Below are 14,476 nucleotides of genomic sequence, written 5' to 3'. Positions count from 1 at the left end.
CCAACCCGCCACGATGCAGCGTTTGTTAAGGCCTCGGTCCTATAAGGCCGTCAGCCAAGCTCTTCGGGGTCAGCCATGCTTCGAGCCGTTTCCACAGCCAGTCTTCTTCTGCTTGCCAGCTCCATCGCCGCCCATGCCGGCGGCGACCCCGCGCAGGGCAAGCACGTCTTCAACCGGTGCATCGCCTGCCATGAAGCGGCCAGCGACCGCGACAAGGTCGGCCCGCATCTCATGGGTGTGGTCGGCCGCACCGCCGGTACAGCCGAGAGCTTCCTTGGCCATTATTCCGAAGCGATGAAGAGCGCGGGCGCTGCCGGTCTCGTCTGGGACGAGGCAAATCTTGCCGAATATCTCAAGGCTCCCAAGCTCAAGGTTCCCGGCAACAAGATGGCCTTTGGCGGCCTGACCAACGACGACGACATCGCCAATGTCATTGCCTATCTGAAGGCCGATCCCAAGCCCTGAATGCGCGCCGGTGCGGCTGCGGCCGCGTCAATCTGTTTGCCTGCAACCGGTTAAATTCCCTGTCGAATTCAGCATTTCCGCGCCGGCGGGGGCTGACTGTTTTGCCCGCATGAAAGTTCAATGACAGTTGAACCAGTCCCGACGGACCGGCTAATCACTCCATGACCCCACCTGCATTGTCTTTCAAGGCCTTGGCGGATTCTTTTGTTTTCATGCGACCCTTGTCTTGACGTCTTTCAATCCCCGGAAGCCCCACATATATTCGCCGCTGTTCGCAACCAGCGACCGGAAGCCGAAGCGGGAGGCCCCTATGGCGACATTGCAGAATTTCGACGCCGAAATTGCCAAGACCAAGCAGGTCGTCCAGGATATGCGAGCCAAGATCGAGCAGTCCGGCACCGTGCTCGACACACTCGCCACCGCCGACAAGAAGATCGGCGATGCCAATTTCGACATCGAGAACGCCCGCATCGAGGACGTGCTGAAGCAGCAGAAGGTGATGGAAGGCAACATCGCCGACCTGATCATCGGCCTCGAGGATGCCACCAACGTCTTCGGCGCCGAGTTCGAGAGCATGAAGAACTATTCCGGTTGGGAAAATTTCGTCGGCATCTTTTCCGCGCAGCGCAAGCAGCGCCTGCGCACCGACCGCGTCCGCAACATGTCGCTGGCCGGCAATCTGCAGGAATTGCTGGCCAAGTCCGACACCATCGTCGGTATCCTGAAGGCGCAGAAAGAGGTCCTCGACCAGCGCTACAAAACCTCCGAGGCCAGCCTGTCGCAGGTCATCGAGCGCCGCAAGACCACCATGTCCAACCTCGAAGCCGTGCAGAAGCGCATCGAGGAGCTCAACCCGATGCTGCTCGACATCGAAAACAAGATCTCCGTCTCGACCAATCAGAAGGACCGCACGCAGCTCGAGGGCGAGCGCTCGGTGCTCGCCACCGAATACAACGAGAAGCAGGCCAAGGAGCAGGAACTGCTGGCGGAGAGCCAGACGCTGGAGCGCTACACCTCGATGTTCCAGACCTTCGTCGATTCGCTCAACAACCAGATCGCCGCGCAGTCGACGCTGATCAACAAGCTGACCATCGATACCGAACAGCGCATCGTGCTCTACAAGGCGCTGGAAGATTCGCTGAAGACGGCGGCCCAGCAGGATGTCGCCCACAAGATCAACACGCTGGGCAGCCAGGTCGACAACACGGCGGAAGAAACCATGGCCGGCATCGGTGCCGCCTCGCAGAAACACATTGGCGACCTGCTCGAGATGCATGAGAAGAACATGGTCGCCAGCGCCGATATCCAGCGCCGCAAGAAGCTGGCCGACGACGCCTTTGCCCGCCGCTTCGATGAAGTGCTGAAGAAGCACAATTCGGCCAACTACGTGCAGTCATAATTGCCGCGCGCATCGGTGCGACAATCCCAGGGCTGACAGCATGACCCCCGAAAACGACGCGGCGGCGCGGTATTTCTCGGCAATCACGGCCGCGCTCAGCGGCCTTGAAGTGTTCATGCGCGACGACCGCTCGCCGCTCTACCGGCACGGCATCGTCGCCAAGATTGTCGCCGAATATATCGCCCGGCTCGACAAATCCTTCTCCTGCTGGCGCAACCGGCTGGGCTTCATGGACACGTTCCGCATTTCGCGCGCCGAAAGCGGTTTCCCGGTGTTCCAGAACCTGCTCGAACTGGAGAACGACCGCCGACAGGCTGATGCACGCCTTGCCAACATCCCGCTGGCCGGCGAGCTGCGCGAGGAAATGGCCGACTTCATCCTGCGCCACAAGGAATTCCCCGAAGCGTTGCAGAAGTCGATGGCCGAGCGGCTTTACCTCGAAGACGTCAAGAGCGAGCAGACCTTTGGTCCCTTCACGCTGGCGCAGACCGCCAAGGTCTCGGTCAATCCGAAGACGGCACGGCCCTATTATCTCGTCCATTGGGCCACCTTCGACGGCAGCGCCAACCTGCCGCTGGTCTACATGGTGACGGTGGAGGATTCTTCTGAAAGCATGATCCGCCAGCTCGTCGACCGGGACGGCAAGCTCAACGAAAAGGTCGACATCCCGTTGCCGGTCGACGGCCTGCTCAATCCCGAGCTTGCGCACCGTTTCGACGATTTCACCGAGAAGAATTCCGCCTACACGCTGTCGCCGGCGACGATCGCGGTCAATCTCGACAAGGATTTCGAGCCCCTGCACCCCAAGCAGTTGCGCCGTGTCGTGCTCGGCCCCTTCTATTCCGCGGGGATTACCGACAACAATTCGACGGTGACGGAAGTGCTGGCCAAGGTGCGCAAGCCGGAAAACGCCTGGCTGCTGACCTGGACCATCCAGGAGGTCTATTCCAAGGGTGAGAAGCCCGGCCGCAAAGGGCTGTTTTCCAGCGAGAAGACGACGCAGGAATTCTTCATCAACACCGACGACCTGGAAGCCGCGCGCCAGGGCGTGTCGAGTTACGAGAACCACGCGCTGATCCCGCACGAGGCCTACCAGGCGCTCTACGCCGCCGGCGAGGCACAGAAGATCTTCGGCGGCTACAAGGTCCACATCCTGTCCAACGGACAGGTCATCTCAGACGTCTGACCGTAACACCACGGAGCATCCTTCATGGACACCGGCCTGACCACCATCCCGGAAGCGGCGATCGAGAAGCACCGCGCCACCGCGCAGAGCTTCATCACCCGCATCGTCGTGCTGGAGGATCCCTCGCGCGAATCCGGCACGGCATTGGCCGGCACCAATCGGCGCTTCGTCTCCACCGTCTCGGTCGGCTCGGTGCGCCGCACGCGCGAGGTCGAGCTGTCGAAGACCGTCGGCGCCGTCCATCCCGACGACCAGTTGCTCACCATCCCGCAGCACACGCTTCTGTTTCGCGCCCGGCGCGGCACGGCGATCGCGCTCGCCGTATCGGATGTTTTCGCCGAAGGCTCGGACCTCGAAAGCCTGCAGGCGAAAAACACCCGCGCCCCGCTCGAGGGCGACGAGGCGTCGGCCTTCAAGAAACTCCTTTCGGCCTCGGCCTACATCTCGGCCTTCAGCCTCGCCTCCTATCTGTTCCAGCTTATCGATAGCGACGGCGAGGCGCCCAACGACATCCCCGAGCCGGATTTTCTCTTCGACACGCCGCAGGATGCGGTGAAGTCGATCCTGGCCGGCCTCGACAAGGCGATAGCGGGCTCGAAGGACGATGCCGACCTGGTGACGCGGACACGCGCCTTCGCCCGCGTCGCCATCGATGGGTTGCTGGCGCGCAAAGGCCGCTTCGACGGCATCGGCCCGTTCGAGAACGCCCATATCCGCATCGACGCCGACGACTTCACCCTCGACGGCTTCGACGTCGCGCCCGGCAAGCGCTCCAAGCCGCTGGTGATGACCTTCAAGAAACCGGAAGAGGTCGTCGGCAACCACATCGCCAAATACCAGTCGGTCAAGCTCGCCAAGATGCTGATGGCCTATGATTTCGAGCGCGAGCTGAACCCGTTCGTCGAGCTCGGCGGCTTCCTGTTCACCTTCATCGGCGACGGCGCGCCCGGCACCGGCAAGACGACGCTGATCCAGATGATCGCCGGCCTCGTCAACGGCTACTGCCAGGTCGCCGGCTATCCCTTCGCCTATGAGAATTTCGGCGTCGACCAGATTTCGTCCTACCAGGGCAAGTCAGGCCAGAACTGCCGGCAGTTCATCAACAATGTCTTGAACCCGCGCGTCATCGGCTTCGGCACCATCGACGACATCGACCAGGTGGCGGCACGCCGCTCCGACGACCGCGCCTCGGCCGGCCAGCAGGAGATCACCGGCGTCCTGATGGACGCCTTCGCCGGCGCGGCTACAGTTGTGCGCGGCAACTGCTCGTTCGGCATGTTCTCCAACTATCCCGAAAACGTCGATGATGCGCTGCGCCAGCGCGCCGGCGCCCGCTGGCTGGTCGACGGACCCCAGACCCGCGACGACTATATCGACATCTTCGTGCTGCTCGCCGGCAAGAACCACAAGATACCGCTCGGCGACCACGAACTCTACGCCGCGCAGGAAATCCAGCGCGCCGTTACCGAGGCTTATGAAGAGCACGAGAAGCCGCAGGAAGACGGGCTGATGAAGGTCTATGAGCGCTATATGAAGGAAAATGGCGCGCCCAAGACGATGGCAGACATCGGCACCTACCTGCACCTGATCAAGGATGCCGAGCCCCGTTTCACCGGCCGCGCCATCAAGAACGTCACCGACGCCATCAAGATGCGCGCCATGGACATCGAGCTACCCGACGACTGGTTCGAAAAGCCTGAAGCCTTCATGCACAAGGGCTACGACGAGAAGAAGGCGATGATCGAGGAACTGCGCGGTCCGTTCTCGATGGACATGGTCATGCAGGAGATCAACCGCTACGCCGACTCGGAGTTCCGCTATTCCGACAAGTCCGACGACGCAGCCGTGGAGAAGCTGCTGCGCGACGCCCGCCTGCGCGAGAGGGCGGCACGCGAGATGGAGGAGATGAAGAAGAAGGGCAGTTGGAATGCCTAAAGGTACGCAATGACCCCCGCCAAAAAACCCGACCTCCTTCGCGACAACGAGCTGATCTACGGCCGGCTGCTCACCGTCGACGAGCCGCATCTCATCCAGCGCTACAACAAGGCGCTTGCCGCCTTCGGCCTCAAGCCGACCAAGCTCAAGAGTTTCCAGATCGACCGCACCGGCTTCTCGCCCGAAGTGGCCGAGGAATGCGGCGACTACGATTATCTCGACCCCAACGAGGTCAATCGCCGCTTCATCATCCTGACGCCGTCGCAGATCGAACTGCCGGTGGTGCACACCGCCTTCTCCAACACCTCGCAGCTGATGTTCGAGTTCATGTCCAAGAACCAGCGCGCCATCGACGCGCTGACCATCAAGGACGTCATCTACGGCGAGATCGAGGACTCCGTTCCCAAGGTCAACGACATCGAGGACTTGCTGTCGATCAACCAGGTCGAGTTCAAGGTGCTGTCGGCGGAGGATGTGCTGGGCAAGGCCGCCGAACTCGGCAAGCTGGTCGACCGGCTGAAGCAGGAGCCGGACGCCTGGCGCGACAATGCCATGCTGACGCGCATGGTGGACCTGGCGAAGATCTGCGGCGATATCCGCGAGAACGCGCTGGTGCCCGACCAGGTGATCTTCCGCCACAATGCCTACTGGACCAGCCATTTCGGCGGGCTCTACGTGTTCGTCGATCCCGACATGACGACGGTGATCAGCGATCCTGCCGCCCCCGGCTTCCGCCGCTCGCGGCCGTGGCAGGTGAGCTATCTCTCGATCAACGACGCCGACAAGGTGTTCAAGTTCCTGGCCAGCACCGGCCGCATCGAACTGCCGCGCGCCTCCTGGATCGAGGCGTCGGGCTATCTCGAGCATCGGGCAGAGATGGTGGTGCGTGCGCTGATTCGCGACGCCGAGCCGAACCGCAATTTGACCGATGTCGACAAGGTCTGGCTGCAGACCTGGATCCAGAGCCACGCCGACCTGATCACCAGGGACGGCAACTTTCCCTTCCTCAACGCCGCCAAGCGGGAAATCGCCCAGCTTGGCCATCTCAAGATCGAGGATGTGTTCCCGCAGCAGCGCTTCCTGGTGATCCGCGCCAAGCCGGATCATCCCGACGCCTGGCTGACCAACCGGCTGATCTCGGATTTCGTGCCGACCGACTTCGTCTCGCGCTACATTTTCAACAAGCAGGGCTTCTACAAGGACTATGACGGCTTCAGCGACGCCTGGCGATCGCATGTTGTGGACGTTCTGAAAACCACATATTTGAAGGACAAGGTGGCGTTTCGCACACGCCTCTACGGCCTGACTGACTAGAACGAAATGAACCCGTCATTTCGTTCTGACTTATTGTTTTGGCGCATGATGTTATCCAAAAAGTCTGCAACTTTTTGGCATCATGCTGGGGGGTGACACAGCCATGCTCGATCCGATCGTCAATTTCTTCACCCGGATTTTCCAATGGATCGGCCGCGGCATCGGCCTTTTGATCGGCGTCATCCTGTGGCCTTTCATGTGGGCCGGACGCTGGTATACGCAACGCGGCTGGATCCTCAAGGCGGTGGTCGGCCTGGCCCTGCTGGTCTTGATCGGCCTCTACGCCAACTTCTTCTACGCCACCCAGTGGTGGAACAATTTCAACCCCAACTATCCGGACACCTACACTTTCGAGAAGCGCAACGTTTCCGCCGGTGAGCAGGTGACCGCGGGCACCGGCACCGACACGGCCAAGACTTGCGGAAATTCGGGCATTGCCCAGGTGGCCGCGGACCTGACCGACTTCAACGTCAACCAGAATGCCTGGATCTCGTCGATGATCCTCTACAAGCTTGGCCTGTTCGGCATCGACTGGGACAACACGCCGTGGATGGACAACAAGGCCTCGTTCCAGCGTGGCATCAATCAGGCGGTGCGACGCACGGCGACCGAGCTTGCCGACAATCTCGGCCGCGTGCGCACGACCTCGCAGATCGATGCCGACCTGCAGGACGCGCGCGGCAATCTGCAGTTCGACGAATACACCTGGTATTTCGGCGTGAGCCCGTTCGGTCCGAAGACGCCGACGCCGAGCTATTATCGTGACGCCGTGCGCAAGCTGCGCTCGTTCAACGCACGGCTGGCCACCTGCCAGGCCACTTTCGATGCCCGCGCCGACAATCTGAAGCAGTATATCGACCGCATCGCATCGGATATCGGCTCGACTTCCGCCATCCTGAAGGAGCGCGCCGAGAACCACAACAATGGCTGGTTCGACACCCGCGCCGACGACCGCTACTGGTTCGCCTACGGCCAGCTCTATGCCTATTACGGGCTGATGAAGGGCGCCCAGGCCGATTTCGAGGACGTCCTCAAGGAAAAGCACCTGCAGAGCCTGTGGGACACGATGGACGCGCAATTCGTCTCGGCCCTGCGCATCCAGCCCTTCATCATCGCCAATGGCCGCGAGGATGGCTGGCTGCTGCCGACGCACCTGACGACGATGGGCTTCTACATCCTGCGCGTGCGCTCCAACATGGTCGAAATCAGCAACGTGCTGACGCAGTAGCCTTCGCCAGCCGCAATGCATGTCGCCCAAAAGTGGTCCCGGTTTCGGGAGAACGACATGCGCAAGACAAAAGGCTGAAGCGCGAAGCGCTTTAGTCTGGCGATGGCGAATTTGCGCCGTCGCTTCTGTCGCATTCCGTGCATTGTGCGGCTGTTTTGAGACGGCGGAAGCGCCCCTGCTCTGGCTTCTATACGGCGCGGCAAGCGGAGCCAGAAAGAACCGAGAGCAGGTCGGCCGACCGCAGAGGAATTTTCTCTATAGGAAACATAGTTGCATGAAAGTTGACGCCACGGCAGCGACAGGGTTAGAACATGCCCGCGCTCCCGGTTCCAACCTGCGTGCGATAGAGATCAACCCCGTCCCCTCCACCGTCCAATCCAGAGGAAAGCCGTCATGGCCGAAGTGAAGTCCGACATCGAGATCGCGCGCGCCGCCAAGAAAAAGCAGATCCAGGAGATCGGCCAGAAGATCGGCATCCCGACCGAGCACCTGCTGCCCTATGGCCACGACAAGGCCAAGATATCGGCCGAGTTCATAAAGTCGGTGAAGGGCAACAAGGACGGCAAGCTGATCCTGGTCACCGCCATCAACCCGACCCCGGCCGGCGAAGGCAAGACCACCACCACGGTCGGCCTCGGCGACGGCCTCAACCGCATCGGCAAGAAGGCGATCGTCTGCATTCGCGAGGCCTCGCTTGGCCCGAATTTCGGCGTCAAGGGCGGTGCCGCCGGCGGCGGCTACGCACAGGTGGTGCCGATGGAGGACATGAACCTCCATTTCACCGGCGACTTCCATGCCATCACAACGGCGCACAATCTGCTTTCGGCGCTGATCGACAACCACATCTACTGGGGCAATGAGCTCGGCATCGACACCCGCCGCGTGGTGTGGCGCCGCGTCATGGACATGAACGACCGGGCGCTGCGCGAAATCATCTGCTCGCTCGGCGGCGTTGCCAACGGTTTCCCGCGCGAGGCCGGCTTCGACATCACCGTCGCTTCCGAAGTCATGGCGATCCTGTGTCTCGCCACCGACCTGAATGATCTGGAAAAGCGTCTCGGCGACATCATCGTCGCCTATCGCCGCGACAAGTCGCCGGTCTATGCCCGCGACCTCAAGGCCGACGGCGCCATGGCCGTGCTTCTCAAGGACGCCATGCAGCCCAATCTGGTGCAGACGCTGGAGAACAACCCGGCGTTCGTCCATGGCGGCCCGTTCGCCAACATCGCCCATGGCTGCAACTCGGTCGTCGCCACCACGACGGCGCTGAAGCTCGCCGACTATGTCGTCACCGAAGCCGGTTTCGGCGCCGACCTTGGCGCTGAGAAATTCTTCGACATCAAGTGCCGCAAGGCGGGCCTCAAGCCGGCGGCGGCCGTCATCGTCGCCACCGTGCGCGCCATGAAGATGAATGGCGGCGTCAAGAAGGAAGACCTCGGCAAGGAAAACATCGAGGCGGTGAAGAAGGGCTGCGCCAATCTTGGCCGCCACATCGAGAATATCAGGCAGTTCGGCGTGCCGGCGGTGGTTGCCATCAACCACTTCTATTCCGACACCGACGCCGAAATCCAGGCGATGAAGGACTATGTCGCCTCGATGGGCGAGGAAGCCATCCTGTGCAAGCATTGGGCCCACGGCTCGGCCGGCATCGAGGACCTCGCCAACAAGGTGGTGGCGCTGGCCGAATCCGGCGCCTCGCAGTTCGCGCCGCTCTATCCCGACGCCATGCCGCTGTTCGAGAAAATCAACACCATCGTCCAGCGCATCTATCGCGGCTCGGAGGCGATCGCCGACAAGTCGGTGCGCGACCAGTTGCACGCCTGGGAGCAGGCCGGCTACGGCAATCTGCCGGTCTGCATGGCCAAGACCCAGTACTCGTTCTCGACCGACCCGAACCTGCGCGGCGCGCCGACCGGCCACACCGTGCCGGTCCGCGAGGTCAGGCTTTCGGCGGGTGCGGGCTTCGTCGTCATCATCTGCGGCGAGGTCATGACCATGCCCGGCCTGCCCAAGGCGCCGTCCTCGGAAAAGATATTCCTCAACGAGGCCGGCCAGATCGAAGGCCTGTTCTAAAATCCTTCAATTCCAAACACAAAGGGCGCCGCAGAGATGCGGCGCCCTTTGTGTTTGCGGATATTCCTACGCGGCGTTGCGCGCCAGCGCCCGCTGATTGGAGGCGTAGATCGTATCGCGTTCCGGGAGGGCACCGGTCTTCAGGCACTCGGCCCATTCAGCGGTCTTCAGCACCGCGGCGAAGCGCGACTGCAGGATGATTGTGACCACGCGGTGGATCTCCTCGGCCGAGGCATAGCCGGCGCTGTTGGCATAGGGAACCGAGCCGGTCGCGTCGGACAGGAACTCGACGGCAAACCCCATATGCACGGCGTGGATGATGGTCGACAGGTCGCAATTATGCGTCATATAGCCAACCACCGTGATCGTATCGATGGCATTGGCGCGCAGCCAGTCCTCGAGGTCCGTACCGGTGAAGGCCGAGGGCAGCATCTTCTCGACATAATGGTCGCGGCCGCGCCTGGCGATCTCCGGATGCAGTTCGCCGCCATGGCTGCCCTTGGCGAAGATCGGTGACGTCTCGGGCGCCATCTGCTTGATAACAACCACCTTGATGCCGGCGGCGGCCGCGGCGTCCATGGCGCGCGCCACATTGACGACGCTGTCGCGGAACGGCGGATGCTGGATGGCCAGGTTGCCGCCATCGTAGTCGTTCTGGACGTCCACGACGACGAGTGCGCGGCGCGGTGTGGTGTTGGCTCTGTCAGACATGGTGTTTTCCTTCCGGCTTGAATGCGATGGGCCGAAAATAGACCGGTCGACAAGCAACCAAAAGTGGCCCGATTGACATCATTCGAAAGAATTGGGACAATCCAGCTTCCGACACTGGAAACGCTCATGACCGCCCCGATCATTGCAGTGCTTGCCTTCGACGGCATCAGCCCGTTCCACCTCTCCGTGCCTTGCCTGGTGTTCGGCGCGGACCGCACGAGGCTCGGCCTGCCGCGCTTCGACTTCCGCGTCTGCGGGGCCGAGGCAGGCATGATCGAGACGGATGCCGGGCTGAGCATCCTTGTCCCGCATGGGCTCTCCGCGCTCGATGACGCCGACATCGTCATCATTCCGAGCTGGAAGGATCTCGAAGCCCCGCTGGCCAGGCCAATCAACGAAGCACTCGGCCGCGCGCACCGGCGCGGGGCGCTAATCGTCGGCCTGTGCCTCGGCACCTTTGCCATCGCCGCGTCCGGCCTGCTGTCGGGCCGCAAGGCGACCACGCATTGGGCCTATACGGACCAGTTGCAGGCCCTGCACCCCGACATTTCAGTCGATGCCGATGTGCTCTATGTCGATGACGGCGACATCGTTACCTCCGCCGGGGTCGCGGCCGGGCTGGACTGCTGCCTGCATATCGTGCGCGCCCGCTATGGCGCCGAGGCGGCACTGCGGCTCGCCCGGCACGTCGTGCTCTCACCGCACCGTCAGGGCGGGCAGGCACAGTTCATCGAACGCCCCGTGGCAAGAAGCGCGAATGCCGACCGCTTCACCCAGGCGCTTGACGCGGTGCGCACGACGCTCGGCGAAACACACAGCCTCGACAGCGTCGCCGAATTGGCCGGCCTCACCCGGCGCACCTTCACCCGCCGCTTCCAGAAATCGATCGGCACCAGTTTTGGCGATTGGCTGACCAGCCAGCGCATCGAACTGGCGCAACGGTTGCTGGAAGCCACGGAGAAATCGATGGATATCGTGGCCTTCGAGGCCGGCTTCGGCAGCGCCACATCGCTGCGCCAGCATTTCGCTGCAAGGCTGAGGACATCGCCGGCGCAATACCGGCGGGAGTTTTCCAGGCGGGCCGATCAGGACACGCGCATGGCGCACGTCCTTTCATCCTGAACGGCAAAGGCGCCGTATCGATACGGCGCCTTTGCATTTCCAACCGCCGGGATCAGGCAACGTCTTCCGGCGATGGCGCACGCTTGCGGCCAGTGACCATGGCGCGAACCAGATTCTCGTGGTGACGCAGGCTGGCCAGCAGCACGCCGCCGACATGAAGCCCGATCAGCACCAGGATGCCATTGCCCAGGATCTTGTGCGTGCCCTCGACCCAGGCCACGCCCCACCAGGCATCGGTGGTCTGCATCCAGCCGGTCAGCGCGATCCCTGCCACGCAAGCCAGAAGGGCCAGCACCATGGCGCCGCCGGCAGGATTGTGGCCTAGATAGCGCCTCTCATCACCCTGCGCCACGTCGGCGAGATAAGCGCTCACCGCGCGCGGCCCGCGAACGAACTGACGGAAGCGCGTGTATCCCGATCCCGCCAACCCGGCGATCAAGCGCGAGGCTATCAGAACGCCCGCGCTGTAGCCCGCCAGCTCATGCACCTTCATGATCTCGCCGGAGGACAGCCACGCCACCGCGACGCACAGGACCAGCGACCAGTGAAAGAGGCGGACGTAAGGGCTCCAGACCTTGACCAATTGTTCTCGTGTCGAAACGGTGGCGTTCATGGCGATCAACCGTCGTCGGAATCGGCGCCGACCGACTCGAGCGTCTTGGGATTGAACACGCCTTCCAGCTTCTTGCCGTTGGCGTCGAGCGCCTTGGCTTCATAGCAGCCATTCTCCGTCTTGATGCTGCGAACCTTCCAACCCTCGCTTTCAAGCTTCTTCTGCAGCGCCTCGCGCGGCTGCCACTGATCGGTCGGCACATCGCATTTGTCCGCGGCGAAGGCTGGCCCGGCAACAGCCATCACCAGCGCGGTCAGGATCAAGGTCTTCATCTTGTTTTCTCCATCGGCCAATTCCGATGTCGCGGAACTTGGCTGTGGAACCTGACAGCCACCTGAACGCCCCTCGCCTCGTGCAAAAGCGGCGATTGGCTTTCGTTCAGCTTCCTGTCAGCCTTGTGCAGCATGAAGGCGGCGTGTTGCCGTGAACACGGAGGTAAGGTGCGCGTCCTGCTGATCGAAGACGACCCCGTGCTGGGCGAGGCGGTGCGCGATCACGTTGCCGCCGATGGCCATGCCGTGGACTGGAGCATCACGCTGGGCGAGGCCGGCGAGCACCTGCATGTCGTCTCCTATGAACTCATCCTGCTCGATCTTCATCTCCCCGACGGCAAGGGCCTCGAATTCCTGAAGACGCTGCGCCGCGGGGGCATCGATACGCCAGTCATCATCCTGACCGCGCGCGACCAGCTCTCCGACCGCATAGAGGGGCTGAATTCCGGGGCGGACGACTATCTGGTCAAGCCGTTCGATCTGGGCGAGCTATCCGCACGCCTGGCAGCGGTTGCGCGCCGCTACGCCGGAAACCCGAACCCTTTGCTACGGCTTGGGCCGGTCGAGATCGACCAGGCATCACGCCGTGTTGTCGTCGACGGCGTTGAGGCCATGCTGACGTCCCGCGAATGGGCGGTACTGGAGCAGTTCCTGCGCCGGCCCGGCATGACGGTCGGCAAGAACCAGATCGAGGACGCGCTCTATGCCTTCGGCGCGGAGATCGAAAGCAACACCGTAGAAGTCTATGTCAGCCGCCTGCGCAAGAAGATCGGGCGCCAGACGATCACGACCGTAAGGGGGCTGGGCTACCGCCTGGCATCTCCATGAGGGTCCTCAACAGCCTTGCCGGTCGCCTCGTTGCCTCGCTGATCCTGGTCACGGTGGCCCTTGGTCTGATTGCCGCGGCCACTGGAAGCATCACCCTGCATCGGGAGATCAACGAAGCCATGGACAGCTCGATGCAGGAAGCAGCCCGCCGCCTGCTGCCGCTCGTCATCGACGATCTCTTCGGGCGCGACACGTCGCAATCACCGCGCGGGCTGGCGGAGGCCGTTCCGGATGATGACGGCGGCCGCATGGTCTATCAGGTCCGCGATGGCGCCGGCCGCATCCTGATGCATTCCTATGGCGCTCCAACCCAGCCGCTGACCGCCCGGTTGGCGCAAGGGTTCTCGGAAGAAGCCGGCTGGCGCATCTACACCGAGCCCGCGGTCAGCGGCACGGTCTTTGTTCAGGTCGCCGAACTCGACACGCGGCGCAACGAGGAAACATTCGAAGCCGCGACCGGGTTCCTGGTGCCGATGATCATCCTCATCCCGTTGAGTGCAATCGTCGCTTGGCTGACCGTGGCGCGTTCGCTCAGGCCAATCGCCACACTGCGCCGGGAGATCAGCGCCCGCCACGGCGACAATCTGGCGCCCATCCACGCCGAGGAGCTGCCCTCGGAACTTGCCGCCATTGCCAAGTCGGTCAACAGCCTGATGCGGCGCCTCGACATGGCACTCGACGCCGAAAAAGAATTCACCGCCAATGCCGCGCATGAATTGCGCACGCCGATCGCCGGCGCGCTGGCCCAGACGGAGCGCCTGATTGCCGAAGCTCCCGACGAGGCCTCGCGAAAACGCCCACGCCAGATCAAGCGGGCCCTGTCCGACCTCGCCGACCTGTCGGAAAAGCTGATGCAACTGGCGCGCGCCGATGCCGGAGTGGCGGTCGCCGGCAAGCCAGCCGATCTTGCCGAGGTCGCGGCACTGGTGGTCGAAGACTTCGAGCAGCGCGGCCAGAACAAGGGCCGCCTTCGCCTTGAAACGCCGAAGGCCAAGGCATACGCCGCGATCGACACCGATGCGCTGGCCATCGTCCTGCGCAACCTCATCGAGAATGCCTTGCGGCATGGCGCCGAAGGCGGCGAAGTTGTCGTGCGCATCGACGAGGACGCCCGGCTCAGTGTGATCAACCAAGGCCTGGTGGTTCCGGCCCCGGAGAGCTTGATCAAACGGTTCGAACGCGGCGCGACTCGTGCCGAGGGGTCAGGCCTCGGATTGGCGATCGTCAACAAGATCCTGCAACAGATCGATGCGACGCTGGTCCTGAACTCGCCAGCATCCGGCCGGCAGGATGGTTTTGAGGCAACGATCCGGTTTCCCAAGGTGTAACG

Annotated in this window: 13 protein-coding genes; 10 read left to right on the top strand and 3 right to left on the bottom strand. The window is 62.6% G+C overall.

What is annotated here, in order from left to right; all coding sequences use genetic code 11:
• Positions 1–75: 75 nt before the first annotated feature.
• From MesoLj_RS11920 to MesoLj_RS11890, 7 genes are all read left to right on the top strand, one after another.
• On the top strand, positions 76–465 hold the full coding sequence (locus MesoLj_RS11920) for a c-type cytochrome (RefSeq protein ID WP_140771493.1): 390 nt from the start codon (positions 76–78) through the stop codon (positions 463–465).
• A 310-nt stretch (positions 466–775) separates the two neighbouring features.
• A complete protein-coding gene (locus MesoLj_RS11915; RefSeq protein ID WP_202326105.1) occupies positions 776–1,864 on the top strand; it encodes a hypothetical protein in 1,089 nt (362 codons plus the stop codon).
• A 40-nt stretch (positions 1,865–1,904) separates the two neighbouring features.
• The gene (locus MesoLj_RS11910) at positions 1,905–3,050 is read left to right on the top strand and encodes a hypothetical protein (RefSeq protein WP_172348911.1); all 1,146 of its coding nucleotides are present in this window, start codon (positions 1,905–1,907) and stop codon (positions 3,048–3,050) included.
• Positions 3,051–3,074: 24 nt separating this feature from the next.
• Complete coding sequence (locus MesoLj_RS11905; protein ID WP_202326104.1) at positions 3,075–4,985, top strand: AAA family ATPase; 1,911 nt, start codon at positions 3,075–3,077, stop codon at positions 4,983–4,985.
• Positions 4,986–4,994: 9 nt separating this feature from the next.
• Positions 4,995–6,299 (top strand): DUF6638 family protein, encoded by a 1,305-nt coding sequence (locus tag MesoLj_RS11900; RefSeq protein ID WP_202326103.1) that lies wholly within the window; start codon positions 4,995–4,997, stop codon positions 6,297–6,299.
• 103 nt (positions 6,300–6,402) lie between these two features.
• Positions 6,403–7,527, top strand: coding sequence for a DUF2333 family protein (locus MesoLj_RS11895; protein ID WP_140771502.1), 1,125 nt, complete (start codon positions 6,403–6,405; stop codon positions 7,525–7,527).
• A 393-nt stretch (positions 7,528–7,920) separates the two neighbouring features.
• The gene (locus MesoLj_RS11890; RefSeq protein WP_202326102.1) at positions 7,921–9,600 is read left to right on the top strand and encodes a formate--tetrahydrofolate ligase; all 1,680 of its coding nucleotides are present in this window, start codon (positions 7,921–7,923) and stop codon (positions 9,598–9,600) included.
• Between the two features lie 66 nt (positions 9,601–9,666).
• Here MesoLj_RS11890 and MesoLj_RS11885 read toward each other — a convergent pair whose 3' ends face one another.
• On the bottom strand, positions 9,667–10,311 hold the full coding sequence (locus MesoLj_RS11885) for a cysteine hydrolase family protein (RefSeq protein WP_202326101.1): 645 nt from the start codon (positions 10,309–10,311) through the stop codon (positions 9,667–9,669).
• 126 nt (positions 10,312–10,437) lie between these two features.
• On the opposite strand from MesoLj_RS11885, the gene MesoLj_RS11880 reads away from it, so the two are divergent.
• Positions 10,438–11,433: a GlxA family transcriptional regulator gene (locus MesoLj_RS11880; protein ID WP_202326100.1), complete on the top strand. Its 996-nt coding sequence runs from the start codon at positions 10,438–10,440 to the stop codon at positions 11,431–11,433.
• A 52-nt stretch (positions 11,434–11,485) separates the two neighbouring features.
• Here MesoLj_RS11880 and MesoLj_RS11875 read toward each other — a convergent pair whose 3' ends face one another.
• Both MesoLj_RS11875 and MesoLj_RS11870 read right to left on the bottom strand, forming a co-directional pair.
• Positions 11,486–12,046, bottom strand: coding sequence for a cytochrome b/b6 domain-containing protein (locus MesoLj_RS11875; protein ID WP_140771510.1), 561 nt, complete (start codon positions 12,044–12,046; stop codon positions 11,486–11,488).
• A 5-nt stretch (positions 12,047–12,051) separates the two neighbouring features.
• Positions 12,052–12,318 (bottom strand): PepSY domain-containing protein, encoded by a 267-nt coding sequence (locus MesoLj_RS11870; RefSeq protein WP_140771512.1) that lies wholly within the window; start codon positions 12,316–12,318, stop codon positions 12,052–12,054.
• Between the two features lie 168 nt (positions 12,319–12,486).
• Here MesoLj_RS11870 and MesoLj_RS11865 point away from each other — a divergent pair, with 168 nt between their 5' ends.
• Together MesoLj_RS11865 and MesoLj_RS11860 are read left to right on the top strand one after the other, a co-directional pair.
• Positions 12,487–13,146: a response regulator gene (locus tag MesoLj_RS11865; protein WP_202326099.1), complete on the top strand. Its 660-nt coding sequence runs from the start codon at positions 12,487–12,489 to the stop codon at positions 13,144–13,146.
• Positions 13,143–14,474, top strand: a complete 1,332-nt coding sequence (locus tag MesoLj_RS11860) for an ATP-binding protein (RefSeq protein ID WP_202326098.1) — start codon at positions 13,143–13,145, stop codon at positions 14,472–14,474. Before MesoLj_RS11865 ends, MesoLj_RS11860 begins: the two co-directional genes overlap by 4 nt.
• Positions 14,475–14,476 lie beyond the last annotated feature (2 nt).

This window comes from Mesorhizobium sp. 113-3-9, assembly GCF_016756515.1.
GTDB lineage: Bacteria > Pseudomonadota > Alphaproteobacteria > Rhizobiales > Rhizobiaceae > Mesorhizobium.
Note: the sequence above shows the minus strand (reverse complement) of the source record. Positions and strands in the feature narration are given on the sequence as shown.